Raw genomic sequence first — 25,744 nt, 5'->3', positions numbered from 1 at the left:
GCCTCACCCGGCCGACCTCGCGGTCGGCGCCCCGTCAGGTGCCGGCGCCGGTACAGGTGCCGGTGCCGGTACAGGTGCCGGTGCCGGTACAGGTGCCGGTGCCGGTGCCGCCAGGCGGAAGCCCACGCCGATCGCCTCGAGGTCCTGCTCGTACGCGCCGTGCCGGCGGGCGCAGCGGGCCAGGTCCCGGTCGTGGCGGTACGCGCCGCCCCGGGTGACGTGGCGGTCGAACGCCCAGTCCTCGGCGGGCGGCACCTCGGCGGGCGCGCCGGGGTAGGGAGCGTAGAGCGTGGAGGTCCACTCGTCGGCGTTGCCCGCCATGTCCAGCACACCGAACGGACTCGCCCCCTCGGGGAACGTACCGACGGGCGTCGTCGTACCGACGCCGAGGTCCACGAGGTTGGCCAGTCCGGTGCGGTACTCGTCGCCCCACGGGAACTCCCGGGCATCATCACCCCGTGCCGCACGCTCCCACTCGTCCTCCGTGGGCAGCCGTACGTCGAGACCGAGCCGTTCACCGAGCCAACGGCAGTACGCGTCCGCGGCCTCCCAGGCCACCCCGACGACCGGATGGTCTCCCGGCCCCCGCGGCGCCGGCCGGCCGGTGGCCACCGCGAAGCGGGCCCACTGGGCGACCGTGACCTGCGTACGGGCGATCCGGAAGGCCGGGACGTGGACCTCCGCGCGCGGGGCCTCCTTCACGTACCACTGCGCCGGCACCCCGGTGTCCGCGTAGCGCCTGGCCACCGCTGCCAGTTCCTCGGCCGGTGTGCCCCGGCGCAGCGTCCCGGCCGGTACCCCGACCCAGTCCACCTGCTCCAACCGGCCTGCCCGGTCCGCGTGTTCCGCCTGGCTGATCTGTCCCCTCCGCTCCACGCGTTCCACCCGCTCCTCCCCCGCCGTTCGTCCGCCTTGGTGATCGCTTCGATGATCACTTCCGGCGGTGCGGGCGGCATCGGCCGAAGGTCCCATCCCGGCAAGGACCTTGGGACCAGGGCCTGCCCCGGGCCCCGTCGCTACCCTTGCCGCCATCCCGCGCAGGTGACGACCTCGAAGCCCCGGCTCGGGAACACGGCGTCCATGAAGAAGTCGTGCATCGCCGGATCGCCGTCGGCGCAACCGTCGCGCAGCACCGTCAGGTCGTAGCCGCGGTCCGCCGCGTCGTAGCACGTCGCGGCCACCATGGCGCTGGTCGCGACACCGGCGACGGCCAGGCTGGTGACGCCGCGGGCGCGGAGCACGAGGTCCAGGTCCGTGCCGGCGAACGCGCTGGCACGCCGCTTCAGTACGACGACGTCCTCGGCTGCGACCGGCAGCGCGAGTTCCGTGCCGGCCGACCCCTCGTGGAAGCCGTCGCCCGCCTCGAAGAAGGTCCTGAGCAGTGCGTTGTCCCGCGGTACGTCGGCCCCGTTGCCCCGGAGGGCGAAGTGCACGAACACCACGAGGGCGCCGGACTCGCGGGCGCGCGGCAGGAGTTCGGTGAGCGGTGCGACGACGCCTCGGGTGAAGGGGTAGTCGTCGGTGATGCCTCGCTGGATGTCGCCGATGATCAATGCGGTGGTCATGGGCGGTCACTATAGGACGGCGGATGCGTCACATCGCCGTCACGGCACGGCCGTTCAGGCCCACGGAAGCTGAGGCCCGGAATCCGCCGTCCGGCCGCCACCCCACGGCGGAGCGGTCGGAGCGGTGGGAGCGGTCGAAGCGGTCGGATCCGTCAGTCGGGCAGGCCCGTGAGCCACTCGGTCAGGAGGCGGTTGACCTCCTCGGGGCGTTCCTGCTGGATCCAGTGGCCGCAGCCGTCCAGGACGTGTGCGGAGCACAGGCCGGGCAGGGTGTCCGGGAAGGCCTTGATCGCGTCGGCGAGCCAGGCCGTGGAGGCGTCCAGGGCTCCGCCGGCGAACAGGGACGGCTGGGTGACCGGGGCGCCCGCGTACTCGGGGGTGAGGTCCGCCCAGTCGCGGTCCATGGCGCGGTAGCGGTTGAGCGCGCCGGTCAGGCCGGTCCGCTCGAACTCCCCCGCGTAGACGTCGAGATCGCGCTCGTCGAGCCAGCCGGGCCGTCGGCCCATGGGGAAGCGGTCCCGCAGCCGGCCGCCGCGGCGCACGAAGTGCGGGTCAGGAGCGCCCGGTTCGGGCATGGTGTCCGCGGAGAGCGCGGCGTAGAAGCCGGCCAGCCAGCCCCGGACGTCGGGCTCGATCTCGGCCTCGGCGCGCCCCGGCTCCTGGAAGTACGCGACGTAGAACTCCTCTTCGCCGCCCATTCCCGCGAACACCTCGCCGGGGCGCGGGCCGCCCGGCGGCGTGTAGGGGACGCTCAGCAGACCGACCGCGCGGAAGATGTCCGGCCGGACGAGTGCGGAGTGCGCGGCGATGGTCGCGCCCCAGTCGTGCCCGACGACCACCGCGGTATCGGCGCCGAGCGCGCGCACCACGGCGACGTTGTCCTCGACGAGGTCGAGCATCCGGTACGCGTCGGTCCTCGCGGGCCGTGACGACCTGCCGTAACCGCGTACGTCGACGGCGACCGCGCGGTACCCCGCCGCCGCCAGCGCGGGCAGTTGGTGGCGCCAGGAGTACCAGGACTCGGGGAATCCGTGGACCAGCAGGACGAGGGGCCCCGTCCCCTGCTCCACCAGGTGGGTGCGGCCCGCGGGGGAGTCGACGAGGCGGTGCGTGGCGGTGTGCCCGGCGGGCGGGGACTGGGGCAGGGGCGTGGACATGGGCCCTCCTGGGGTTCCGGCGAACGGCTCCGGCGACCGGCTCCATCGAGCGGCGGCGGCCCGGCCAACGGCCGGTGACCCGCTCCGGCCACGATCATCCGGCGCGCGCACGCGACGGGGCGACGTTCGTTGCCGATCCGGCAAACGCCGCACGCCTTACGGAACGATGGAGTCCACGTACCCGCCGTCGACCCGCACCGCACCGCCCGTCGTGGCCGACGCCAGCGGTGAGCTGAGGTAGACGACCATGTTCGCGATCTCCTCGGGCTCGATGAGCCGCTGGATCAGGGACTGGGGGCGGTGCTTGGCCATGAACTCCCGCTGCGCCTCCTCCCAGGGCAGCGCGCGGTCGACCAGTTCGTAGACGAAGTCCTCCACGCCGCCGGTGTGCGTCGGGCCCGCGATCACCGAGTTGACGGTGACGCCCGTGCCCGCCGCCTCCTTCGCGAAGCCACGGGCGACCGCCAGCAGCGCGGTCTTCGACATGCCGTAGTGGATCATCTCCGCGGGCGTGACGAGCGCCGAGTCGCTGGCGATGTTCTGGATGCGCCCCCAGGAGCGGTCCTTCATGCCGGGCAGGTAGTGGCGGATCATGCGCACCGCGGTCAGGACGTTGACCTCGAAGTAGCGGCGCCACTCGTCGTCGGTGATGTCGAGGGCGGGTTCCGCGCCGAAGACACCGAGGTTGTTGACCAGGATGTCGGCCCGCGGCACGGCGTCGAAGACCTGCGCCGCTCCCTCGTCGGTCGCGATGTCCCCGGGCGCCGCGAGGAAATCGGCCCCGCCGCACTCGCCGCTCAGCCGGTCCACGGCGGCGTCGACGGATTCGCGGGACCGCCCGTTGACCGCCACCCGGGCGCCGGCCCGGGCGAGGCCGACGGCGATCGCCGCGCCGATGCCCTGGGTCGATCCCGTGACGAGCGCGGTCTTTCCGGAAAGGTCGACGAGCACGGTGCTTACCTCCTGCTGTGTTGGCGACGTGGGGTCCCCCGTGGTCAGGCCCGGTGTTCCGGGTACCTGACGTACCTCTCCTCCCCCTGGTTACCTGCCGTCCCCATCCTTACCCTCCTTCACCCCTCCCCCGCCGCAACGCGTCGACGAGCACGCGCACGTGCCCGTGCGGCAGGTCCTTCGTCGCCGTGAGCAGGGTCAGCCGGCCCTCGCGCGCCAGGGCCCGCAGCCGGTCGAGTTCCGCGGCCCGGCCCTCGTCGGTGAGCTCGTGGCGGTAGCGCTCGGCGAACTCCTCGTACCGCTCGGGGTCGTGGCCGTACCAGCGCCGCAGCTCGTTGGACGGGGCCAGTTCCTTGTCCCACACGTCGAGCCGCGCCCGCTCCTTGGAGAGCCCGCGCGGCCACAGCCGATCGACCAGCACGCGCGTGCCGTCGTCGGGCGACGCCTCGTCGTGGACACGCTTGACCTGGACGTCGGGGGACCGGCTCGGCGTCATCGGGTGCTCTCCGTTTCTCCGTCCGGCCCGTGCGCCGGTCCGTCCGGCGGGGGCCACCCCCAGGCTGCGGTCGGCGGCGCGCCGCTGCCAACGGCCGTACCCGTTCGGGCGAGCATCACGGGCCGCCGCCGGGCCGTCCTGATCAAGTGAGGCCATGACGGGACGCATCGGCAGCATCGACCGGCGGTGGTTCGAACGGGTGGCGTCGGCGCGGCTGCCGGGCGCCGGACAGTTGTTGCCGCCGCTGAGTTCGGCGGCCGACCACGGGCGGCTCTGGTTCGGCACCGCGGGCGTTCTGGCCGCGCTCGGCGGCCCCGCGGCCCGGCGCGCCGCGCGACGTGGGGCGGGCGCGCTCGCGCTGGCCTCGCTGACCACGAACGTGCTGGCCAAGTACGCCGTGCGGCGGCACCGGCCCGGCCTGGACACGGTCCCCGTGGTGCGGCGGCTGGCCAAGGACCCCTGGACGTCGTCGTTCCCGTCCGGCCACTCCGCGTCGGCGGCCGCGTTCGCCGTCGGGGTGGCCCTGGAGGCTCCCCGGTACGGCGTGCTGGTCGCGCCGCTCGCCGCCGCCGTGGCCTTCTCGCGGGTGTACGTGGGCGTCCACTACCCCGGCGACGTGCTCGCGGGGTGTGCGCTCGGCGCGGCCGCCGCCGCGGTCACCTGCTACTGGTGGCCGCCGCGCCCCTCGCCGGCCCAGCTCCGGCGGACCCGGGTGTCGGCCCCCGCGCTGCCGGACGGCGAAGGCCTGGTGGTGGTCCTCAACTCCGGTGCCGGCAAAGGCGTTCCGGGGCGGCTGCCCGCGCGCGAGCACCTGGAACTGCTCCTGCCGAAGGCCGAGATCCTCGCCCGCGGACCGGGGGACGACCTCGACGCCGTCCTGGACCGGGCCGTGGCACGGGCCACCGCGTCGGGCGGCGTGCTCGGGGTCTGCGGCGGCGACGGCACGGTGAACGCGACCGCCCGCCGCGCGGCGTCGGCCGGGCTGCCGCTCGCGGTGTTCCCCGGCGGGACCCTCAACCACTTCGCCCTGGACGCCGGCACGCCCACCTTCGAGGACACCGCGCACGCCGTACGGCGCGGCGAGGCCGTCCGCGTCGACCTGGCCCGGGTGCGGGACGGTGACGGCGCGGACGTCACCGGCTTCGTCAACACCTTCAGCATCGGGCTCTATCCGGAGCTGGTGCGCAAGCGCGAGAAGCTGGAGGGGCGCATCGGCAAGTGGCCCGCGGCCGCGGTGTCGTTCGTGGAGGTGTTGCGGACGGCGACGCCGCTGCGGGTCCGGCTCGACGGCCGCGACCGCGTCCTGTGGCTGCTCTTCGCGGGCAACGGCCGGTACGTGCCGGACGGCCTCGCGCCCGCGCACCGGCCGCGCATGGACGACGGACTCCTCGACGTCCGCACGGTCGACGCGGAGGCGCCGCTGGCCCGTACTCGCGTCGCCCTCTCCGCGTTGGGCGGCGCGCTGCGGCGCTCCCGGGTCTTCCGCGCCGAGCGGGTCGAAGAGGTGCGGCTCGGCGGCCTGGAGGACGTGGCGTCGCTCGCGTACGACGGGGAGACCGCACCGGCTCCGGACGCCCTGGTCCTGGACAAGCGGAACGCCGCGCTGACTGTGTACAGCCCCGCGGCGCCGCTGGACGAGATCGCGCAGCGGGCCCGCACCATGACCCTGGCCGCGCACCGCGGACCGCGCGGCACCCGCGCCTGACGGAACCGCACGGCACACCGTTCGCGGGCTTACGGCCTTGCGCCCGGGGCGCGCCGTTCACTTCAATGCGGCCTATGGCAGCCCGTCGCACGACCTCGCACAGCACACCGCCGCAACAGGAGGGCGGTGCGGCCGACGGGCTGCCGCCCACCGCCTGGGCGGTGCTCGGGTTGCTCTCCTTCCCCGGGGAGCGGACCGGCTACGAACTCAAGAAGTGGGCCGACGCCTCGCTCCGCTTCTTCTACTGGTCGCCCGCCATCAGCCAGATCTACGCGGAGCTGCGCCGCCTGGAGGCGCTCGGTTACGCCACCTCGCGGCGCTCGGGGCCCGAGGAGCCCCGCGCCAAGCGGTCGTACGCCATCACCGAGGAGGGCAGGGCCGCGCTCGCGGCGTGGGCGGGCGGCGGCCGGGACGCCGGGCCTCCGGTCCTCAAGCACCCGCTGCTGCTGCGGGTCTGGCTCGGGCATCTGACGGCGCCGGACCATCTCCGGGCCCTGGTCGCGGAGCACATCACGCAGACGGAGCGCGAGCTGGCGGAGGTACGGGACGCGCTCGCGCGGGCCACGGGGACCGAGGCCTGGTCCCACCCTCAGGTCGCCCTGCGCTGGAGCGAGCGGCGCCTGGTGGCGGAGGTGGAGCTGGCGGAGGCGATGCTCGCGGACCTCGCGGCACCGGGTGCGCCGGACGGTTCCACGGATCCACTGCGGGCTGCTCCCGGGGGTTCCGCCGATCCTCCGCGGGGTGTGCCCGGGAGTTCCACGGAGCCGGCGCCCGCCGCCCTCCCCGTACCCCGCCAGACCCGTCCACCTCACACGCCCCAGCCACCCCACCCCCAGCGTCAACCCGCCACGGACGCGCCCACGCCCGGGTGAAGCGGCTCGCCCCGGTGGCGCGCCGAGCGGTAGGACGGGCGGGGTCAGCCGTCCCCGCCCTTCGGAGCAGCGCACCCGTGAGCACCCGCGCCGTCCTTGTCGCCGCCCTGATCACCGGGCTCCTGCTCGGCATCGCCGGAACCAGGGCGGAGGGTTCCGGTCACCCTCGTCCGCACGGTTCCCTCACCGTCCGGGGCCATTAGGCTGCGACATTGCCGCGCGGCTTCATCCGTCCTCGTCGCGCGGTCGCCGAGCCTCCGTCGACGGAAGCGAGTGGATCTTGAAATTCCTCACCATCGGTCATCGCGGGGTCATGGGCGTCGAGCCCGAGAACACCCTGCGTTCCTTCGTCGCCGCGCAAGCGGCGGGCCTCGACCTCATCGAGCTCGATCTGCATCTGAGCAAGGACGGCGCCCTGGTCGTCATGCACGACGCCGACGTGGCCCGTACGACCGACGGCAAGGGACCGATCGCCGAGAAGACCCTCTCCGAACTGCGCGAGCTCGACGCGGGCCGCGGCGAACGGGTGCCCACCTTCGAGGAGGTCCTGGACGCCGTGAGGGCGCCGCTGCAGGCCGAGATCAAGGATGTCGCGGCCGCCCGCGCCCTCGCCGAGGTCATGCTCCGCCGCGATCTGGTCTCCCGCGTCGAGGTGCTGTCCTTCCACGACGAGGCGGTCGCCGAGATCGCGCGCCTGGTCCCGGGGGTGCGCACCGCGCTCGTCGCCAGCCGCTACGGCACCGACGTGGTGGACCGCGCCACCGCCGTCGGCGCGACCACCCTGGTCCTCAACATCCGGCGGCTGACGCTGGAGACCGTCGAGCGGGCCAGGAAGGCCGACCTGCGGATCATCGGCTGGGTCGTGAACACCCAGGACGACCTGCGTCTGGTGCGGGCGCTCCAGCTGGACGGCGCGACCACCGACTATCCCGAGATCAAGCGCACGGGCCGCTTCACGGCCTGACCGCGCACCGGTTCACTCGGCGAGGTCCTTGACCAGGAGTTCGAACTCCAGGTCGTCGCGCTGCGGGATGCCGAAGCGCTCGTCGCCGTACGGGAAGGGCGTCGTCTTTCCCGTACGGCGGTAGCCGCGGCGCTCGTACCAGGCGATGAGGTCCTCGCGGGCGTTGATCACGGTCATGTGCATCTCGCGGACGGCCCACGTCGCGCCCGCGACGCGCTCGGCCTCGGCGATGATCTCCTTGCCGAGCCCCGCGCCCTGCAGCGCCGGGCTCACCGCGAACATCCCGAAGTAGGCGTGGTCACCGCGGTGTTCGAGCTGGCAGCAGGCGACGAGCGCGCCGTCCCGCTCGACCGCGAGCAGGCGGCTCTCCGGCTTCTCGATGACCGCGGCGACGCCCTGCGGGTCGGTCCGCTGGCCTTCGAGGATGTCCGCCTCGGTGGTCCACCCGGCCCGGCTGGAGTCCCCCCGGTACGCCGACTCGATCAGCGCGACGAGCGCGTCGACGTCGGCGGCGGTGGCGTCCCGGTAGGTGAGCTCGCCGGGTGTGGGGCGCAGGGCGGTGTCCATGGTGCTGACTCTCCGATGCTCGGCACGGTGTGGCTGAGCCGAGCCTAACCTCCCGCCCGGAACCGCTAGGGTGCGGCCGCATGGTGCATGTACTGAGCAGCAGGACCCTGGTGCGCCCCACCGATCCGGAGCGCTCCCGCGCCTTCTACGGGGAGGCGCTCGGTCTCGACGTCTACCGCGAGTTCGGCACCGGCCCCGAGCGCGGCACGGTCTACTTCCTCGGCGGCGGCTTCCTGGAAGTCTCCGGCCGCTCCGAGAACCCTCCCGCGCCGGGACTGCGGCTGTGGCTCCAGGTGGCGGACGTCCGGGCGGCGCACGAGGAGCTGCTCGGCGCCGGCGTCGAGGTGCTGCGGGCACCGGAGCGCGAGCCGTGGGGGCTGGTGGAGATGTGGATCGCGGATCCGGACGGGGTCAGGATCGTCCTCGTCGAGGTCCCGCAGGACCATCCGATCCGCTTCCGTCCCGGGGTCTGAGGGACGGCGGCACGGGAAGGGCGTGAGTGCACCGCCTTGCGCGGCACCTCACGCGCACCTCACGCCCTGTGAAGCACGTCACACGAGCAATCCATCCGGGATGCAGGGGTACAAGGCCACGGGTACGGTCCGCAGAAGATCAAATACAGCTTTCGACCGACCTGACGGCCCTGAAGTCGATCTCCCCACAGCTCAGGAGAGACATCACATGGCACCTCCCCGGATCCTCATCGTCGGCGGCGGTTTCGCCGGCATGGAGTGCGCTCACAAGCTGGAGAAGAAGCTCTCGCCCCACGAGGCGGAGCTGCGACTGATCAGCCCACAGGACCACCAGCTGTATCTGCCCCTGCTGCCGCACGTCGCGTCCGGGGTGCTCACTCCGCAGTCGGTGGCCGTGCCGCTGCGCCGGATGCTGCGCCGCACCAGGATCGTGCCGGGCGGTGCCGTCGGCATCGACCCGAAGGCCAAGGCCGTGGTGGTACGGAAGATCAACGGCGAGGAGGTCGTGGAGCGCTACGACTACCTGGTCCTGACGCCCGGCAGCGTCACCCGGCAGTTCGACATCCCCGGCGTCGCCGAGCACGCGGTGGGCGTCAAGACGCTCGCGGAGGCCGCCTGGATCCGCGACCACGTCATCTCCCAGCTGGACCTGGCCGCGGCGAGCTCCAGCCGCGAGGAGCGGGAGCAGCGCCTTCAGTTCGTGGTGGTCGGCGGCGGTTACGCGGGCGTGGAGACGGCCGCGTATCTGCAGCGCCTGACGTGCGCGGCGGTCAAGCGCTATCCGGGCCTGGACGTGTCGCAGATCAAGTGGCACGTGGTCGACGTCGCCCCGAAGCTGATGCCGGAGCTCGGCGAGCGGCTCGGCGAGAAGGCGATGGAGATCATGCAGCGCCGCGGGGTGCACGTCTCGCTCGGGGTGTCCGTCGCCAAGGCGACCGAGGACACCGTCACCCTCACCGACGACCGGGTGCTGCCGTGCCGCACGCTGATCTGGACGGCGGGCGTCGCGCCCAGCCCGCTCATCGCGACGCTGGACGCCGAGACGAACAAGGGCCGGCTCGTCGTCCGGCCGGACCTCACCGTCCCCGGCGTCGACGGCATCTTCGCGCTCGGCGACGCGGCGGCCGTGCCGGACCTCGCCAAGGGCGGCGACGCGATCTGCCCGCCCACCGCGCAGCACGCGATGCGCCAGGGCTGGGCCGCGGCCAGGAACGTCCTCGCCGCGCTGCGCGGCTTCCCGCTCACCGACTACCGGCACAAGGACATGGGTCTGGTCGTCGACCTCGGCGGGATCCAGGCCGTGTCGAAGCCGCTGGGTGTGCAGCTGACCGGGCTGCCGGCCCAGGTCGTGGCGCGCGGCTACCACCTGGGGGCGCTGCGCACGGTCACCGCCCGTTTCCGCACGGCCGCCAACTGGGGCCTCAACGCGCTCGCCGGCGACGACTACGTGCGCACCGGTTTCCAGGCCCAGCGTCCCGCCACGCTCAAGGACTTCGAGAAGACCGACGCGTACCTGACGCGGGAGCAGATCGACGAACGGATCGCCGCCGCGGTGTGACGGCGCGGCGTACGACGAGGGCCCGGGCGGACGACGCCCGGGCCCTCGTGCGTGGGAGAGGGGCCCATCGGCCCGTGCCGCGGTGACTTCCGTCGGGCGTGCGGCCGGCTCGGCGGGCGGACGATGGGGAAGCCGGGTCAGTTCTGCTGGAAGCGGGTCAGTTCTGCTGGAAGGTGGTGCGCAGGCGGTAGCGCTCGCCGCTGTACTCGACGGTCGAGAGCAGCAGGGGCCGCTGTTCGCGGGTGTAGATCGTCTGGTCGAGGGCGAGCACGGGTGAGCCGGTCGGGATCCGCAGATGACCGGCGAGCGCGGGGTCGGCGTTGCGGGCCTCGATGGTCACCTCGGAGCGGTCCAACTCGACGCCGCGGGAGCGGAGTTCCTCGAAGAGGGAGGCGGAGGAGAAGTCGGCGTCCTCGATGCCGGGCGCGTACCGGGTGACGAGGAGGGTGCGGTCGACGGCGACGCGGACGTCGTCGAGGAGCCGGACGCGGTCGAGCCGCAGCAGTGCGGTGCCCGCCGGCACGTCGAGCCGGTCGGCGTCGTCGAGGGAGGCCACGGCCGCCTCCTGGCGCAGGACGAGGGAGCCCGGCGCCATGTGCTTGCGACGGGCGGTCGCGGTGAACGACTCCAGGTCGTTGGGCCACTCCCGGGCGGGAGCGGGTTCGGCGACGAACCAGCCGCGCCCGTGCGAGGCGGTGAGCAGCCCCTGCTCGACCAGGTGCAGCAGGGACTTGCGCAGGGTGACGCGGGAGATGTCGAAGCGGGCGCAGAGGTCCCGCTCGGACGGCAGCCGGGCTCCGGGGCCGAGTCCGCGCCGGTCGATCTCCTCGCGGATCAGGTCGGCCGCCTGCGACCACAGGGGCTGAGCACCACTGGCGCGCTGGGGCGCCCGGCCCGACATGGCCTGCTCCGGCATGCGTGAACCTCCAGGTCAGCGAAGGGCAACAATACCACCGCCTACCACCTGGCACCGGCCATACATCCCATGGAGACAGGGCCTAAGACCCGAACCCGGCCCGCACAAGACTCCGGACCTCAACCAATCGAATACCACTATTGACCAGTTGCAGACCACTGCTTACCTTGTGAGGGCAGCGCGAGTGCCGCGAGTGCACCGACGCGACCCAGCACGACGGAGGAACACGGATGAGTACGGCGACCGCGAAGAAGCGAGCCGGCAGCGGAGTCATGGCAGTCATGCAGCGCATCGGCCGCAGCCTGATGCTGCCCGTGGCCGTGCTGCCGGCCGCCGCCGTCCTGTTGCGCCTCGGCAAGGAGGACCTCCTCAGCCGGGAGGGGCTGCCCGAGGCCATACGGAAGTTCGGCCTGATCCTGAACTCCGGCGGCCAGGCGGTCTTCGACCATCTGCCGCTGCTCTTCGCGATAGGCGTGGCCATCGGCTTCGCCAAGAAGGCGGACGGCTCGACGGCCCTGGCCGCCGCCGTCGGCTACATCGTCTTCCAGAAGGTCCTGGCGAGCCCGGCCTTCCCGCACGGCGTCGACGGCAAGCCGCTCGACGCCAAGGTGCTCGGCGGCATCGTGATGGGCCTGGTCTGCGCCCTGCTCTACCAGCGGTTCAGCCGCACCAAACTGCCCGAGTGGCTGGGCTTCTTCGGCGGCCGCCGACTGGTGCCGATCCTCAGCGCCTTCGCGGGCGTCGTCATCGGCACGGTCTTCGGCGTCCTCTGGCCGACGATCGGCGGCTGGTTCTTCCACTTCGGCGAGTGGCTGGTGGGCACCGGTGCCTGGGGCGCGGGCCTGTTCGGCCTGGTCGTCCGCGCGCTGATCCCGGTCGGGATGCACCACTTCTTCTCGTTCTTCCCGTGGTTCGAGGCCGGCAGCTTCACCAACCCGCAGACGGGAGCCCAGGCGCACGGCGACATCGCCCGCTTCCTCGCCGGCGACCCGAGCGCGGGCCAGTTCATGACCGGCGGCTTCCCCATCTACATGTTCGCGCTGCCCGCCGCGGCCCTGGCGATGGCGCACACCGCACGCCCGGAGAACCGCAAGGTCGTCAAGGGCATGATGATCTCGGTCGCGCTGACCTCCTTCGTCACGGGTGTGACCGAGCCGCTCGAGTTCAGCTTCATGTTCGTGGCACCCGTCCTCTACGCGATCCACGCGGTGCTCTTCGGTGTCTCGATGGCCGTCTGCTACGCCCTCGGGATCCGGGACGGCTTCGGCTTCTCCTCCGGCGCGATCGACTACGTGCTCAACTACGGGATCGCCACGAAGCCATGGCTGCTCATCCCCATCGGCCTGGTCTTCGCCGCGCTCTACTACGCGCTCTTCCGGTTCGCCATCGTCAAGTTCGACCTGCCCACACCGGGCCGGGAACGGATCGAGGACCCGGCCGACGAACCCACTCCGGTCGGCGGCGACCCCGCCGCACCGAGCCCCGGGCCGGCCGGCACCACCCCGGCCGCGCCGGACTCCCCCACGCCGCCCCAGGCCTGACCGACCCGCCCCCGACCACAGCGGCAGCCCCGAAAGGAACCACCCCCATGTCCGGATCCCGCATCACCTTCCAGGCCGGCCAGGACGCCCAGCCCGAGGCCCTGGAACGGATCGCCGCGCACCTGCGCACCCAGCTCGCCGCCGCCTCCCTGGCGGGCCTGCGCTCGGTCCGGCGCCCGCTGTTCACCGGCATCGGCGCCTCGTACGCGGCGCTCGCCGTGCCGGTCGCGGTGCTCCGCGCCCACGGCGTGGCGGCCCAGCGCGCCCAGTCCGACGAGGTCGAGACCGGGCTGACCGGCTTCGACACGGATCTGCTGCTCGGCGTCTCGCAGGGCGGGCGCAGCTCCGAGACGCTCGCCGCGTTCAAGGCGGCCGGCGAGGCGTCTACCCTCGCGGTCCTGAACGTCACCCCCTCCCCGCTCGGCGATCTCGCCGAACTCCGCGTCGACCTGGGCAACGAGCCCGATTCGTACGCCTCCACCGTGGGCTTCACCGGCACGGTCGTCGCCCTCGACCTGCTCGCGGGGGCCATCGCGGGCCGCGGCGAGGACCCCTGGCACGGCATCGCCGCACGGCTGAGGTCGGTCCGCGAACGGGCCGCCGAGGCGATCGCCCCGGTGAGCGCCCGGGCCGGCGGCTGCGTCGCCGCCGACTGCGTCGCGAGCGGCGCCTCGCGCGCCGCCGCGGAGGAGACCGCTCTGCTGCTGCGCGAGGTGCCGCGGATGCCCGCCGCCGCCTCGACGACCCGCACCTATCTGCACGGCGAGATGGAGTCGGCGGGCAACACCCTCCACGTCGTCTTCGGCGACGGCCGCGAGGTCGACCTGGCCCGCTCCCTGTCCGGGGCCGGTCACCTCACGCTGCTGGTCACCGCCGAGGAGGTGCCCGCCTCCGACGACCTCACGGTGGTCCGCCTCCCCCGGACCGCCGCCGCCCCGCGCGTCGTCCTCGAGACGGTGGTGGCGCAGGAGCTGGTCCGTGCGCTGAGCACCGAACGCGGCGTCCCCATCGAGTCGTTCGTGTTCGCCAACGACGACACCAAGGAGGGCGGCGTGGACCCCGGCGACTTCGCCATCGGGTCCCCGGAGCTGACCCGCGCCTGACCCCTCACTCCTGGTGGGGCCGCACCTGCACGCGGCCTCGCCGGGCCTCGAAGCGGTCCGCCCGGTACGCCGTCCGGTCCAGGCAGGCGGTCTCCGCCGCCGCACCCGTCCTCCCGTACACCCCTTCGTAGGTGAGGTAGCCGTACCGCGTACCGCGCGCCGTGCTCCCGCCGCGCCTCAGCCCCGCCGCACCCCGACGCGCCCCTCCAACTGGGCCAGCAACTCGCCCAGCAGACCGCTCAGTTGACCCTGCCCTGCGCCGTCGAGGACGGACAGCACGACCGTCTCGTAGGCGAGTTGTTCCGGCAGGATCGCGTCGACCAGGTCGCGGCCTGCCTCAGTCAGGCCGACATGTGCGACCCTGCGGTCCCGAGCGTCGGCGCGCCGCTCGACCAGCGCCCGCTCCTGGAGGGCCTTGAGCCGCTTGGTGACCGCCGCCCCGGACGAGAAGGTCTCACGGGCCAGCTCCCCCGGGGTCAGTTCGTGGCCGGTGCGGCGCAACGCGCCGAGCAGGTCGAACTCGGCGCGCGTCAGACCCGCCCGGCGCAGCGGCGCGTCCTCGGCCTGCTGGAGGAGGGCCGCACAGCGGTTGATGCGGCCGATCACCTCCATGGGGCCGGTGTCGATGTCGGGCCGCACCGTCCGCCACTGCCGCACCACCGCGGCCACGGTGTCCCCACCGGCGCCGGCCACGGGGCCGTTCTCCGTCGTCATGCTCGTGCGCCCTCCCAGGCGTCGGCGACCCGCGCGCGTGGCCGCGTCCCCTGACCGTTCTCTCCGCTGCGGCCGTTCGGCCTGCGGACCGTCGCCGCGAGCGTACGGTGTCCGGCGCGCTCGGCGGCGAGCACCCGCTGCTCGGGCAGGGCGCGCTGCCACCACTCCCCGGCCGCCGCGTCGGCGGCGGCGCGCAGCTCGACGAGGGCCGCGGTGAGGCGGCGGCGCGCCGGGGCGACCGCGCCGGCCCCGGCGAGGCCCGCCTCGGCCTGCTCCCTGGCCCGGTCGGTGGCCTCGATGGCGTGCTCGATCTGGTCGACGGCGCGCCGGTTGGTCACCAGGACGGCGGCCGCGACGCCGAGCACCGCGCCGACCAGGGTGTCCACCACGCGGTCGAGGATCAGTTCGCCGGGCTGCTGGAACCGGCCGAACTCGGTGACCAGCAGCGCCATCGGCGTCACGCACACGGTGCCGAGCCAGTAGTTGCGGGTGATCAGGGCCTCCGCCCCGAAGGCGAGAGCCAGGCAGCACACGATGAGCTCGGCGTGGCCGAGGTGCGCGAACGGCGCGATCACGGCGAAGGCGAGCACGCCGATCAGATTGCCGACCACGCGCTGCACGCCCCGGTTCCAGGTCAGCGTGACGTTGGCCTGATAGAGCGAGGCCGCCGTGACCAGGGCCCAGTAGGGGCGGCCGATCCCGAGGGCGAGCGAGCCGTATCCGGCGAGCGCGCAGCCGACGGCCGTGCGCAGCGCGATGGGAAGCAGCGGGGAGCCGGGCGTAAGCCGGCGCCACAGCGGCACCTTCGGTCCGGCCGATTCGGCTGCCACGCCGAGGAGTTCGTCCTCCTCGCCGGGATGTACGCCCCGTGGGCGCGGGACCGCGCCCGTACCGCGCAGTCCGGCCGCCCAGGCGCGCAGCGCCTCGGGATCGGCCGCTCCGGGCGTGGCGATGGCCTCTTCGGCACGGACGACGAGGCGGGCCAGGGCGCGCCGGGCCGCGGTGGTGAGGGCGCCGGTGGCGAGCAGCGACTGCCAGGCGGCGTGCACGGCACCGGCCGCGGCGGCGCGGGCGTGCTCGGCGCGGGCCGCGGCGGCGTCGGAGTGCGGCGCCGCTGTGGGTGCCGCGTCCGCCCCGGCTCCCGCGTGTGCCACGTCCGCCTCGGACTCGGTGCGCGCCGCGTCCGCGTACGCCGCGGCGGCCCGCAGCGCGCGCGCCGTGGCCCGGCGCTCGGGCCCGTGCGGGCGCACCAGGGCGGGCGCCATGCCGACCAGCCAGGCGACGGCGCCGCCCGCGAGGGTCAGGGCGAGGTGGCCCGGGATCTGACCGGGCGTCTGGGGAGCGAAGAGGGTCGCGGTACTGATGAAGGTGAAGATCAGATGGCCGGGCGGCCCGACGCGTGTGGCGTCGCAGAGCGTCTTCTGGGCGGCGGCGAGCAGCGCGCCGACCGCGACGAGGACCGTGGCGGAGCCCGTCAGCGACGCGGTGACCAGGGCCACGGCGACGCTTGCGGTCATGCCCGCGACGACCAGCGCCAGGGTCCGGGCGCGGGCGGCGTAGGGGAGGTTGTGGGCGTACAGGGCGCAGAACGAACCGGCCATCGTGTACATCACCAGGTCGAGCCGGCCGAGGGCGAGCAGCGTGAGGTTCGGTATCGCGGTGGCCACGACCACGCTGCTCGCGGGCTTGAACCAGATGTCGGACGGTTTGCCCGGGCGCAGCACGCCGGCGAGCGGCAGGCGCCGGAAGCGGCCGGGGCCGGGGGACGGGGGCCCACTGCTGTCACGGGTGGCACTGCTCGTACTGCTCATACCCAAAAGGTTAGCAAGTGTTTTACCCGAAAAAGATCGAGGTGCCGACCGAGGTGCCCACCGGGATGCCGGCCGAGGTGCAGGGAGCCGCCCCCCGGCGCCGCCGGCTCCCCCGTGCTCCCCTTGCACCCCCGTGCGCTCGCGTACGGCCGCACACGCCTGGGCATCGACCCGACGACACCGTCGACAGGGGGAGGGTGCGGTGCACGGACCGGCTCAGGCCGCCTGGCTGCTCGTCGCGCTGTGTGCGGCGACCGGGGCCTACTGCCTGCTGCGGATGCGCAGCAGGATCGAGGAACAGCGCCGCACGGCCGGCGGCGAGGCGCTCATGGGGTTCGGGATGGCGGTGATGGCCGTGCCCGCGGCCGTGCTCGCGCCGCCGCGCTGGGCGTGGCTGGTCTACGCCGCCGTGTTCGGCGCGGCCGTGCTGCACACCGGGTGGGCGGCCCGCGCCGACCGCCACCACCTGCACCATCTGGTCGGCGCGTTCGCCATGGCCTACATGTCGGTGGCGATGGCCGCCGCACCGGGGGCGCACGCGGGGCACGCGGCTCACGCGGACGCCGGCGTCCCGGTGCTCACCGGCGTACTCCTCCTCTACTTCGCCGGATACGTCCTGTGGTCGGGCGCGCGGCTCGCCCCCCGGGCGGTCGCCTCCGCGGCGGGCGGCACCGCCGCCCTCGGGTGGGCGGACCGCTCCGAGGTGGCGCTGGCGTGCCGGCTGTCGATGGGGATCGGGATGGTGGCGATGCTGCTGACGCTGTAGCGGGGGCCACGAGACAGAGGCGGCACCCGCGCGGCGGTCGGGCGGCGCGCCTCAGTGACCGATCAGCGCCGCCAGCGAGGTGAGGCCGTCGATCCGCCAGTCGGCCGTGTCGACGACGGCGGGGTCGCTCGCCCAGTAGTGCCCCCACGGACCGCGCCGGATGTGCGCCGTCCGCAGCCCCGCCCGGGTGGCGGGGAAGAGGTCGTGGGCGGGGTGGTCGCCGACGTACAGCGTCTCCCTCGGTCCGGCCTGGGCCACTTCGAGCACCCGGGCGAAGAAGGCCGGGTCCGGTTTGGCCACGCCCCAGTCGCCGGACGTCACGACGAGGTCGGCGGGCAGGTCGAGGTCGCGCAGCAGTTCCGCGGCGCGCGCCGACGCGTTGCCGGCGACGACGACGCGGACGCCGAGCTTCTGGAGACCGCCGAGTGCGGGGCGCACGTCCTGGTAGAGGTCGGCCTCGGCCAGGTGCTCGCCCCGGCCCGCCGTCTCGCGCGCGTGGTACGCCGAGGCGATGTCCATGTCCGGGCTGACGAGCCGCAGCGCGTCGTCGCCGTCCCCGCCCTGCGCGACGACGGCTCCGACGAGCGCCGAGAGGGTGTGGCGCGGCACCTGCAGCCAGTCCGCCCACGCTGCCCAGGAGCGGTCGTCTTTGGTGAGGGTCTCCCCCACGTCGAACACGATGGTCTCGATCACTGTCAGCACACTACGGTGTCGCACCCCTCGCCAGGCGTCGCCACTCGTACGCGAGGTACACCCGTGTCGACCGTGGCGTGCGTCACTTGGAGCGGGAGGCCATACCCTCCGGTAGCCCAACCCTCATAGGCTGGGCCACATGATGGTCCCCGTCGCGCTGTTGCTGCTGGGCGCCCTGACCGCTGTCGTGGCCCCCCGGATGCTCGCGCGGGCCGACTGGCCGGAGCGCGAACCCGTGGTCGCGCTGTGGGCCTGGCAGTGCGTGGTGGCGGGTGTCCTGCTCTGCTGCGCGCTCTCCATGACGCTGAGCGCCGCCGCCGCGTGGCAGGCCGTGCGCGGCCACGTCTTCGCGCCCGCGCCGCACGCCGTGGTCGAGGCGTACGCCCTCCAGGCGCCCGGCCCTTGGGCCGCGACGACCGCCCTGACCCTGGCCTGCGGCGGCGTGTGGACGGCGGTCATGCTGACCCGGGAGATCATGCGGGCGCGCTCTCGGCGGGCCGACCGGCGGGCCGAACTCCTCGTGCGCTCCCCGCTGTTGCCGGGCGAGGAGCCCGGCAGCAACCGTCTCGTCCTGCTCGAGGGCGAGCGCCCGGACGCCTGGTGGCTGCCGGGGCAGGCGCCTCAACTGGTCATCACCACCGCCGCGTTGCGTCGCCTGAAAGGCCGTCAGCTCGATGCCGTGCTCGCGCACGAGCAGGGCCACGCACAGGCCAGACACGACTGGTTGCTGCACTGCTCGGGCGCGCTGGCCATCGGCTTTCCGCAGGTCCGGGTGTTCGCGGCGTTCCGCGACGAGATGCACCGGCTCGTGGAGCTCGCCGCCGACGACGTGGCCTCGCGCCGCTTCGGGCGGCTGACGATCGCCCTGGCCCTGGTGGAACTCAACGAGGACCGCGGCGTGTTCGGTCCCTGCCCGGCCCCGCTGGCGCACGTTCCACAGCGGGTGCACCGGCTGCTCTCGGCCCGTCCGCGGCTGACCGCGGGGCACCGGCTGCGGCTGACGGCGACGGCGGCGCTCGTGCCGGTGATCCCCGTCCTGGTGACCTTCGTGCCCGGTCTGCGGGCGCTGGGTTAGCCTCGGGTACGCGCCACGCCCCGGCCCCCGGGATGGCCGCCGCCCCGATTCCGTCGGCGAGGATCACTCCATGCACCCCCCGTCCACCGCCACCCCGACCCGACCGACCGGCTCCCGGGCCGCCCTCACCGCGGCGGCCCTCTGTGTCCCCGCGCTCCTGCTGCTCCTCCTGGTCGCGCTGGAGTGGCATCCGCTGCTCTCGCTCGACGGCGACATCGCGCGCACCACGCACCGCTGGGCGGTGGACGACCCCACCATCACCCGGGTCAGCCGCATCCTCAGCGACTGGGTGTGGGACCCGTGGGCGATGCGCGCGCTCGTCGCGGTGGCGGTGATCTGGCTCGCGCTGCGCGGCGCGTGGTGGCTCGCGCTCTGGATCACCGCTGCCTGCGTCGCGGGCTCGGCGCTCCAGCAGGGACTCAAGGCGGCGGTCGGCCGGCCGCGGCCGTCCTGGCCGGACCCGGTGGACTCGGCGCACTTCGCCGCGTTCCCCTCGGGGCACGCGATGACGGCGATGGTGGTCTGCGGTCTCCTGCTGTGGCTGCTGCGCACGCACGGCGCGGGCCGCGTCCTGTGGCGCACCGCGCTGACCCTCGCCGCGGTCTCGGTCGCCGGGGTCGGCCTGACCCGGATCTGGCTCGGCGTGCACTGGCCGTCGGACGTGCTCGGCGGGTGGCTGCTGGGCGCGCTGACCGTGGCGCTGGCCGTCGCGACGTACACGTACGGCCCCGGCAGGCGCGCCACGGACGGCACGTGAGCGCCCGCCCGCCGGCCCACCCCTCGCGGAGGTCTCGATGACGGTCAAGGGCGTGCTCTTCGACTTCTCCGGGACCCTGTTCCGGATCGAGCCGGCCGATGCCTGGCTGCGGGCCGTGCTCGCCGAACTCGAAGTGCCGCTGCCCGAAGCCGAGTCGGCGCGGGCCGCCGCCGCGCTGGAGCGGGCGGGCGCGCTGCCCGGCGGGGCCCACCCCGCCGCCGTGCCCGCGCACCTCGCCGAGGTGTGGGCCACCCGCGACCGCAGCGCCGCCCTGCACCGGGCGGCGTTCACCGCGCTGGCCCGGGAGGTGCCGCTGCCCGACCCCCGGCTCTACGACGCCCTGTACGCGCGTCACATGACCCCGTCCGCGTGGCTGCCCTACGCCGACGCCGCCGAGGTGCTCGGCGCGCTGCGCGCACGCGGCATCGGGGTCGCGGTGGTCAGCAACATCGGGTGGGATCTGCGTCCCGTCTTCCGCGCCCATGGGCTCGACCGGTATGTCGACGCCTATGTCCTCTCGTACGAACACGGCATCCAGAAGCCCGACCCGGGCCTCTTCGCCGCGGCCTGCGACGCGCTCGGGGTCGATCCGCGGGAGGCGCTGATGGTCGGTGACGACCGGCGGGCCGACGCCGGCGCGGCCGGCCTCGGCTGCGCGGTGCACTTCGTCGACCCTCTGCCGGTGGCGCGGCGCCCGGCCGCCCTGCGTCGGGTGCTCGACCTCGTCGGATGACCCGGAAGCGGGCGCTCCGGACACGCACGCTCCGGCGCACACACCGGCCTGCGGGCAGGCAACACTCCCCCGCGGTGCTGCCTGCCCCAGGCCGGCGCGACCCGCGCGGAATCCCACTGGAGACTCCGCCCCGGTCGTCACTGAGTATATTGGCTCAGAGCCAGTCAACGCAGGAGTTACAGAATGTCCCCGCGTAGCCCATCGGTCAATGAAGAATTGCGCAGACGTTCCAGGGAGCGTCTGCTGCAGGCGACGGTGGAGCTGGTCGGCGAGCACGGCTACGAGGCCACCACGCTCGGCCACATCGCGGACCGGGCGGGCGCCGCCCGCGGTCTGGTGTCCTACTACTTCCCCGGCAAGCGGCAGTTGCTGCAGTCCGCCGTGCACCGGCTCATGCACCGCACGCTGGAGGCGGCGCTCGAACGGGAGCCCCGCACCGACGACGGGCGGGAGCGACTGGCCCGGGCCGTCGACGCGATCCTGGGGCTGGCCGGCGACGAGCCGCTGCTCATGCGGACCCACATGGCGGGCATCCTCCAGGCGGAGGGCTTCGTGCAGTGCCCGGAGCAGCAGCGTCTGGCGGAGCTGCTGCGCGACACCGTCGTGCGGTTCGGCTCGCCGGACGCCGACGAGGACTATCCGCTGTTGCGCGCCCTGCTGATGGGCGCGGTCTTCGCGCTGCTCATTCCGGGGGCGCCGATGCCCCTGGTGCGGCTGCGCGCCGAGCTGTTCCAGCGGTACGGACTCGACTGGGAGCTCGGTGTCCCGCCGGGCGGCGCACCGCCCGACGGGCCATCTCCGAACGGGCCGATGAGGCCCCTTCCGTCAGGACCACCCCACCGGGGCCCGTCCTAGTCGAAGTAGTCCGGCTGCGTCTGCACGTTGAGCTCGCGCATCCGGACCCGCTGGGCGGGGTCGGTCCGCTTGTCGTTGATCTTCAGGACGTCGAGGCCCTTCTGGATGTCGTTGGAGTAGACGCGGCCGTTGTAGTAGTACGCCGACCACGAGCCGCCGGTGGTGATCTTGTCGGTGGTGAGCGGGCCCCGCTCGAAGTAGCCGATCTCCTTGGGCCTGGTGGAGTCGGTGAAGTCCCAGACGGAGACGCCGCCCTGGTACCAGGCCTGGACCATGAGGTCCTTGCCCCTGACCGGGATCAGCGAGCCGTTGTGGGCCACGCAGTTCTCGGTGTCCGCCTGGTGGCGCGGGATCTTGAAGTAGCTCCGGAAGACCAGCTTGCGCTTGTCGCCCTTGCCCTTGATGTCGTAGATGCCGTTGGCGCCGCGATCGGGGCCGGTGGCCGCGTTGCAGGTGGCGGCGGAGCCCCCGCCGAGTTCGTCGGTGAAGACGACCTTGTCGGCCTTCTGGTTGAAGGTCGCCGAGTGCCAGAACGCGAAGTTGGCGTTGTCCTGCACCTGGTCGATGACCCGCGGGTTCTCGGGGTCCTTGATGGAGAAGAGGATGCCGTCGCCCATGCACGCGCCCGCCGCGAGATCCTCGGACGGCAGCACGGTGAGGTCGTGGCAGCCGGTGGTCTTGGAGACGCCCGGGTTGGTGGGACCGCCGGGGTTGCCGCCGCCGTCGGGACCCTCACCGGGGAAGAGCACGGGGAAGTTCACCACCGCGGCCTTCTGCGGGGCCTTGCGCGGCACCTTGATGACGGAGATCCCGTCGTGCGGCGGTCGACAGTCGGGGAACGTCGCGCTCGGGGCGTACGAGGAGACGTAGATGTAGACGTTCCGCTTCTCCGGCACCAGCGTGTGCGTGTGCGAGCCGCAGGCGGTCTCGACGGCCGAGACGTACCGGGGGTTCGCCTTGTCGCTGATGTCGAAGATCTTCATGCCCTCCCAGGAGGACTTCTCCGTGGCGGGCTGCGTGGTGCTGTCGCAGGAGTTGTCGCTGCGCGAGGAGTCGGTGGAGAGGAAGAGCAGGTTCCCGGCGACGGAGACGTCGTTCTGCGAGCCCGGGCACAGGACCTGGGAGACCGTCCTCGGCGCCTTGGGGTCGCTGATGTCGTAGATGCGGAAGCCGTCGTAGTTCCCGGCGAAGGCGTACTTCCCCTGGAACGCGATGTCGGTGTTCAGACCGGGCAGCGCGTCCTTGGGGATGTTCGCCAGGTGCTCGATGTTGCCCGAGTGGACGACCTCGTCGGGCGCCGGTATGTCGCCGCGCCGAATGGCCTCCTTCGTCCCGTCGGCATCGCTCTGGGAGACGCTCTTCGGGGCGGCGGGCGAGTCACCGGGGTCGGGGGTGGCTCCCGCGGGCGCGGCGGTGAGCAGCGCGGCCAGCAGGCCGGCCGCTGCGGCGCCGACTCCCAGGCGTCTGCGCCGCGTTCGGGGGTTGTTCAACAGGGTCACTGCGTCCTCCCTTGTCGCCGTTCGCAGTCGAACGGTTCACGGACACCCGCAGTATCGTGCTCATCATGCACAGATCAACAGAAGGAAATGGACTCGTGACGAGAGTTTCCGGTCGATCACGCGCATCGACGTGCTAAGACGGTCCCCAAGTCGCCTGTGTGTCACCGGAGGTCGCTGTGCTCCATCGTCGTACGTCCGCCATCGGCACGCTCCTCGCGGGAGCCGTTCTCGTCCTCGCGGGATGTGACGCGGAGACGGGCGGCAAAGGGGGCCCGGAGGCCGAACGGCAGGCGTCGCCCGGCCCTTCGGTGATCGTCCCGGGCAAGCCGGGCGAGACGGCGGCGACGATGTCCGCCGAGGACGCCGCGGAGAAGAGGTCCGAGGACGACTCCCCCAACGCGGCCGACTTCACCTACGCGCAGATGATGATCGTGCACCACGGCCAGGCGCTGGAGATGACCGGACTCGCCCCGGAGCGGGCCGGGTCGAGCCGCGTCAAACGCCTTGCGTCACGCATCAGTTCGGCGCAGCGCCCGGAGATCGGCGCGATGAAGGGGTGGCTCAAGAGCCACGGGGGTCCGCGCGAACACGCCGGGCACGATCACGGGACGATGCCGGGCATGGCGAGCGAGACGCAGCTGAAGCAGTTGCGCGCCGCCCGGGGCAAGGCGTTCGACGAGCTCTTCCTGAAGCTGATGATCACGCACCACACCGGGGCGATCACCATGGCCACGGATGTGCTCTCCGACGGCAACAACATCCAGGTCGAGGAGATGGCGAACGACGTGGTGGCCCAGCAGTCGAGCGAGATCAGCCGGATGCGGGACATGGAGTGACGGCGCGAGCCCCGGCGGGACAGGCTTCAGCCGCCGGTCGGGTCAGCGGCTCCGCCGGTTGTGGCGCGGTGACAGGAAGCCCACGTCACGCGCTCCCGCGATCAGCCTGAGCGACTTGCGGCGGCTGCGGCCGGTCACGCACATCACGGCGAGCACCGGGTCCCGCCCCTCGCTCTGCGCGGCCCGGTAGGCGTCGGCGACGATCCGGCGCCCGGAGCTGCCGCGCGGCCACGAGGGGCGCGCGTGCCGGGTGGCGGGGACTTCGTCCCGGCGGTCGCCCGGCCGCGGGGACTCGATGCGGCGGTCGTCGGCCAGCGGGCGTTCGATCCAGTCGACGAGGGCGGCGAAGTCGTCCCGGGAGAGGGGTGGCTGGGCGTGCAGGTCCTTGATCGCGATCCGGCCGTGCGACACGACGGCGAGCACGTCGACGTCGGCCCCGTCCCCGAAGGTCAGCCGCACGCGGAACGAGGGCGCGACAGGATCCGCCGGGGGATCCGCCCGGGAGACCGCCCCGAAGCCGGGGCCCGGCTGTTCGAGCGACCCCACACCCGGTCGAAAATGATCAGAACCGTCAATAAATGATCTGTCCCGCACAGGCGCACGCTATCCGCGCCGCCGCGTCCCGCAGGGAACGGCACGCACACGGATGCCGGGACCCGGCCCCGCGGCACCCTGACAGCGCAGGGCTGCGGTGCGATCCTGAAACCGTCCCGGGGTCGCCTCGCGGAAGGAGCACCACCGTGCTGCAGGTCGCCGTCGTGGGTTCGGGCCCCAGCGGGGTGTACGCCGCGCAGTCCCTCGTCCAGCAGGACCGGGTGCCGGGGGTGCGGGTCGACGTGCTCGACCGCCTGCCCTGTCCGTACGGCCTGGTCCGCTACGGGGTGGCGCCGGACCACGAGAAGATCAAGTCCCTGCAGAGCAACCTGCGCACGGTCCTCGAACACGAGCGCGTCCGCTTCCTCGGCTCCGTCGAGATCGGCCCCGGCGCGCTGCCCCCGGCCCGGCTGCTCGACCTCTACCACGCGGTGGTCTACTGCGTCGGCGCGGCGGCGGACCGCAGGCTCGGGGTGCCCGGCGAGGATCTGCCGGGCAGCTACTCGGCGACCGAGTTCGTCTCCTGGTACAGCGCGCATCCGGACGCGATGACGGACCGGGGCGCGCGGGCCGGCTTCGTCCGGGACGTGGAGTCCGCCGTGGTCATCGGCGTCGGGAACGTGGCGGTGGACGTCGCCAGGATGCTGGTGCGCGGGGCCGCCGAGCTGCTCCCCACCGACATGCCGGACGCGGCGCTCGGCGTGCTCGCGCAGAGCCGGGTGCGCGAGGTGTCCGTGGTGGGGCGGCGCGGGCCCTCGCAGGCCCGGTTCACCACCAAGGAGCTGCGCGAGCTCGGCGCCCTCCCGGACACCGAAGTCGTGGTGGATCCGGCGGAGTTGGCGCTCGACCCGGCGTACGGCGACCCCTCCGGGCTGCCCGCCGCGAGCCGCCGCAACGTCGAGGTGCTGCGCGGCTGGGCCGACCGCCCGCCGCGGGGTCTCGCCCGGCGGCTCAGGCTGCGTTTCTTCCTGCGGCCCGTCTCGCTGGCGGCGGGCGCGGGCGGACATGTCGGCGCGGTCCGGTTCGAGCGCACGCTGCCCGACGGCCGGGGCGGGGTGACGGGGTCGGGGCAGTACGAGGACGTCCCGGCCCAGCTCGTGCTGCGCTCGGTCGGCTATCGCGGGGTGCCGATCGAGGGGCTGCCGTTCGACGTGGAGCGCGGCACGGTGCCGCACGCGGCGGGCCGGGTGCTGCGCGACGGTGTGCCGTCGCCCGGTGAGTACGTGGCCGGCTGGATCAAGCGCGGCCCGACCGGCGTCATCGGCACCAACCGCCCGTGCTCCAAGGAGACCGTGACGTCCCTGCTGGACGACGCCCCCGCGCTGGCGGCGCGGCAGGTCCCGGCGGATCCCCTGGCGGGGCTGCGCGCGGCGGGGCTCAGGCCGGTCGAGTGGCCGGGCTGGCTGGCGATCGAGCGTGCGGAGGCGGAGCTCGGGCACACGCTCGGGCGCGGCGTGGTCAAGATCCCGGACTGGGAGGGGCTGCGGGCGGCGGCGACGCGTACCCCGTAGCGCCGGAGGACCCCTCGCCCGGAACGCTCGGC

27 protein-coding genes are annotated in these 25,744 nt (G+C 73.5%); 15 read left to right on the top strand and 12 right to left on the bottom strand.

All coding sequences use genetic code 11. The annotated features are described in order from the left end of the window. Window positions 1-3: 3 nt before the first annotated feature. The 5 genes from ACZ6B8_RS22595 to ACZ6B8_RS22575 all read right to left on the bottom strand — a co-directional run bounded on the left by ACZ6B8_RS22595 (window position 4) and on the right by ACZ6B8_RS22575 (window position 4,169). Entirely contained in the window at window positions 4-876 is an 873-nt protein-coding gene (locus ACZ6B8_RS22595) for a formylglycine-generating enzyme family protein (RefSeq protein WP_471608324.1), read from the bottom strand. 140 nt (window positions 877-1,016) lie between these two features. After that, entirely contained in the window at window positions 1,017-1,565 is a 549-nt protein-coding gene (locus ACZ6B8_RS22590; protein WP_471608323.1) for a cysteine hydrolase family protein, read from the bottom strand. Between the two features lie 152 nt (window positions 1,566-1,717). Next, entirely contained in the window at window positions 1,718-2,722 is a 1,005-nt protein-coding gene (locus ACZ6B8_RS22585; protein WP_471608322.1) for an alpha/beta fold hydrolase, read from the bottom strand. Window positions 2,723-2,878: 156 nt separating this feature from the next. Beyond that, window positions 2,879-3,673: an SDR family NAD(P)-dependent oxidoreductase gene (locus ACZ6B8_RS22580; RefSeq protein ID WP_471082040.1), complete on the bottom strand. Its 795-nt coding sequence runs from the start codon at window positions 3,671-3,673 to the stop codon at window positions 2,879-2,881. Window positions 3,674-3,782: 109 nt separating this feature from the next. Beyond that, window positions 3,783-4,169 (bottom strand): DUF488 domain-containing protein, encoded by a 387-nt coding sequence (locus ACZ6B8_RS22575; protein ID WP_471082043.1) that lies wholly within the window; start codon window positions 4,167-4,169, stop codon window positions 3,783-3,785. 154 nt (window positions 4,170-4,323) lie between these two features. On the opposite strand from ACZ6B8_RS22575, the gene ACZ6B8_RS22570 reads away from it, so the two are divergent. From ACZ6B8_RS22570 to ACZ6B8_RS22555, 4 genes are all read left to right on the top strand, one after another. Next, entirely contained in the window at window positions 4,324-5,874 is a 1,551-nt protein-coding gene (locus ACZ6B8_RS22570) for a phosphatase PAP2 family protein (protein WP_471608321.1), read from the top strand. Window positions 5,875-5,948: 74 nt separating this feature from the next. Then, a complete protein-coding gene (locus ACZ6B8_RS22565; protein ID WP_471608320.1) occupies window positions 5,949-6,746 on the top strand; it encodes a PadR family transcriptional regulator in 798 nt (265 codons plus the stop codon). A 77-nt stretch (window positions 6,747-6,823) separates the two neighbouring features. Beyond that, a complete protein-coding gene (locus ACZ6B8_RS22560; protein ID WP_471082051.1) occupies window positions 6,824-6,949 on the top strand; it encodes a hypothetical protein in 126 nt (41 codons plus the stop codon). 77 nt (window positions 6,950-7,026) lie between these two features. Further along, window positions 7,027-7,710, top strand: coding sequence for a glycerophosphodiester phosphodiesterase (locus ACZ6B8_RS22555; protein ID WP_471082054.1), 684 nt, complete (start codon window positions 7,027-7,029; stop codon window positions 7,708-7,710). A gap of 12 nt (window positions 7,711-7,722) precedes the next feature. On the opposite strand, the gene ACZ6B8_RS22550 is transcribed toward ACZ6B8_RS22555, so the two are convergent. Beyond that, window positions 7,723-8,277, bottom strand: coding sequence for a GNAT family N-acetyltransferase (locus tag ACZ6B8_RS22550; RefSeq protein ID WP_471082057.1), 555 nt, complete (start codon window positions 8,275-8,277; stop codon window positions 7,723-7,725). An 80-nt stretch (window positions 8,278-8,357) separates the two neighbouring features. Here ACZ6B8_RS22550 and ACZ6B8_RS22545 point away from each other — a divergent pair, with 80 nt between their 5' ends. Then, on the top strand, window positions 8,358-8,750 hold the full coding sequence (locus ACZ6B8_RS22545) for a VOC family protein (RefSeq protein WP_471082059.1): 393 nt from the start codon (window positions 8,358-8,360) through the stop codon (window positions 8,748-8,750). 208 nt (window positions 8,751-8,958) lie between these two features. Beyond that, window positions 8,959-10,308, top strand: a complete 1,350-nt coding sequence (locus ACZ6B8_RS22540; RefSeq protein ID WP_471608319.1) for an NAD(P)/FAD-dependent oxidoreductase — start codon at window positions 8,959-8,961, stop codon at window positions 10,306-10,308. Between the two features lie 157 nt (window positions 10,309-10,465). Here ACZ6B8_RS22540 and ACZ6B8_RS22535 read toward each other — a convergent pair whose 3' ends face one another. Continuing rightward, on the bottom strand, window positions 10,466-11,224 hold the full coding sequence (locus ACZ6B8_RS22535; protein WP_471082065.1) for a GntR family transcriptional regulator: 759 nt from the start codon (window positions 11,222-11,224) through the stop codon (window positions 10,466-10,468). Window positions 11,225-11,454: 230 nt separating this feature from the next. Here ACZ6B8_RS22535 and ACZ6B8_RS22530 point away from each other — a divergent pair, with 230 nt between their 5' ends. Then, on the top strand, window positions 11,455-12,765 hold the full coding sequence (locus ACZ6B8_RS22530) for a PTS transporter subunit EIIC (RefSeq protein WP_471608318.1): 1,311 nt from the start codon (window positions 11,455-11,457) through the stop codon (window positions 12,763-12,765). Between the two features lie 47 nt (window positions 12,766-12,812). Continuing rightward, complete coding sequence (locus ACZ6B8_RS22525) at window positions 12,813-13,868, top strand: SIS domain-containing protein (RefSeq protein WP_471608317.1); 1,056 nt, start codon at window positions 12,813-12,815, stop codon at window positions 13,866-13,868. Window positions 13,869-14,045: 177 nt separating this feature from the next. Here ACZ6B8_RS22525 and ACZ6B8_RS22520 read toward each other — a convergent pair whose 3' ends face one another. Both ACZ6B8_RS22520 and ACZ6B8_RS22515 read right to left on the bottom strand, forming a co-directional pair. Further along, the gene (locus ACZ6B8_RS22520) at window positions 14,046-14,582 is read right to left on the bottom strand and encodes a MarR family winged helix-turn-helix transcriptional regulator (RefSeq protein ID WP_471082074.1); all 537 of its coding nucleotides are present in this window, start codon (window positions 14,580-14,582) and stop codon (window positions 14,046-14,048) included. After that, window positions 14,579-16,393 (bottom strand): FUSC family protein, encoded by a 1,815-nt coding sequence (locus tag ACZ6B8_RS22515; protein WP_471608316.1) that lies wholly within the window; start codon window positions 16,391-16,393, stop codon window positions 14,579-14,581. Before ACZ6B8_RS22515 ends, ACZ6B8_RS22520 begins: the two co-directional genes overlap by 4 nt. Before the next feature lie 202 nt (window positions 16,394-16,595). On the opposite strand from ACZ6B8_RS22515, the gene ACZ6B8_RS22510 reads away from it, so the two are divergent. Further along, window positions 16,596-17,159, top strand: coding sequence for a DUF5134 domain-containing protein (locus tag ACZ6B8_RS22510; protein WP_471608315.1), 564 nt, complete (start codon window positions 16,596-16,598; stop codon window positions 17,157-17,159). Window positions 17,160-17,210: 51 nt separating this feature from the next. Here ACZ6B8_RS22510 and ACZ6B8_RS22505 read toward each other — a convergent pair whose 3' ends face one another. After that, window positions 17,211-17,849: an HAD family hydrolase gene (locus tag ACZ6B8_RS22505; RefSeq protein WP_471082666.1), complete on the bottom strand. Its 639-nt coding sequence runs from the start codon at window positions 17,847-17,849 to the stop codon at window positions 17,211-17,213. A 142-nt stretch (window positions 17,850-17,991) separates the two neighbouring features. Between ACZ6B8_RS22505 and ACZ6B8_RS22500 the strand changes: the two genes are divergently transcribed. The 4 genes from ACZ6B8_RS22500 to ACZ6B8_RS22485 all read left to right on the top strand — a co-directional run bounded on the left by ACZ6B8_RS22500 (window position 17,992) and on the right by ACZ6B8_RS22485 (window position 21,272). Then, on the top strand, window positions 17,992-18,927 hold the full coding sequence (locus ACZ6B8_RS22500) for a M56 family metallopeptidase (RefSeq protein ID WP_471082083.1): 936 nt from the start codon (window positions 17,992-17,994) through the stop codon (window positions 18,925-18,927). 70 nt (window positions 18,928-18,997) lie between these two features. After that, entirely contained in the window at window positions 18,998-19,684 is a 687-nt protein-coding gene (locus ACZ6B8_RS22495) for a phosphatase PAP2 family protein (protein ID WP_471608314.1), read from the top strand. A gap of 37 nt (window positions 19,685-19,721) precedes the next feature. Further along, window positions 19,722-20,417 (top strand): HAD family hydrolase, encoded by a 696-nt coding sequence (locus ACZ6B8_RS22490; RefSeq protein ID WP_471608313.1) that lies wholly within the window; start codon window positions 19,722-19,724, stop codon window positions 20,415-20,417. A 183-nt stretch (window positions 20,418-20,600) separates the two neighbouring features. After that, complete coding sequence (locus ACZ6B8_RS22485) at window positions 20,601-21,272, top strand: TetR/AcrR family transcriptional regulator (RefSeq protein ID WP_471082092.1); 672 nt, start codon at window positions 20,601-20,603, stop codon at window positions 21,270-21,272. Here the strand turns inward: ACZ6B8_RS22485 and ACZ6B8_RS22480 are convergent. After that, the gene (locus ACZ6B8_RS22480; protein WP_471082095.1) at window positions 21,269-22,771 is read right to left on the bottom strand and encodes an LVIVD repeat-containing protein; all 1,503 of its coding nucleotides are present in this window, start codon (window positions 22,769-22,771) and stop codon (window positions 21,269-21,271) included. The two genes, ACZ6B8_RS22485 and ACZ6B8_RS22480, sit on opposite strands and share 4 nt — an antisense overlap. 176 nt (window positions 22,772-22,947) lie before the next feature. Between ACZ6B8_RS22480 and ACZ6B8_RS22475 the strand changes: the two genes are divergently transcribed. Continuing rightward, window positions 22,948-23,607 carry a DUF305 domain-containing protein gene (locus tag ACZ6B8_RS22475; protein WP_471082098.1) on the top strand — a complete coding sequence of 220 codons (660 nt, stop codon included), beginning with the start codon at window positions 22,948-22,950 and terminating at the stop codon, window positions 23,605-23,607. A 42-nt stretch (window positions 23,608-23,649) separates the two neighbouring features. On the opposite strand, the gene ACZ6B8_RS22470 is transcribed toward ACZ6B8_RS22475, so the two are convergent. Then, window positions 23,650-24,153 carry a DUF6214 family protein gene (locus tag ACZ6B8_RS22470; protein WP_471608312.1) on the bottom strand — a complete coding sequence of 168 codons (504 nt, stop codon included), beginning with the start codon at window positions 24,151-24,153 and terminating at the stop codon, window positions 23,650-23,652. A gap of 194 nt (window positions 24,154-24,347) precedes the next feature. Here ACZ6B8_RS22470 and ACZ6B8_RS22465 point away from each other — a divergent pair, with 194 nt between their 5' ends. After that, window positions 24,348-25,712: an FAD-dependent oxidoreductase gene (locus ACZ6B8_RS22465; RefSeq protein ID WP_471608311.1), complete on the top strand. Its 1,365-nt coding sequence runs from the start codon at window positions 24,348-24,350 to the stop codon at window positions 25,710-25,712. Window positions 25,713-25,744 lie beyond the last annotated feature (32 nt).

Source organism: Streptomyces sp. NPDC041122, assembly GCF_055592445.1.
Note: the sequence above shows the minus strand (reverse complement) of the source record. Positions and strands in the feature narration are given on the sequence as shown.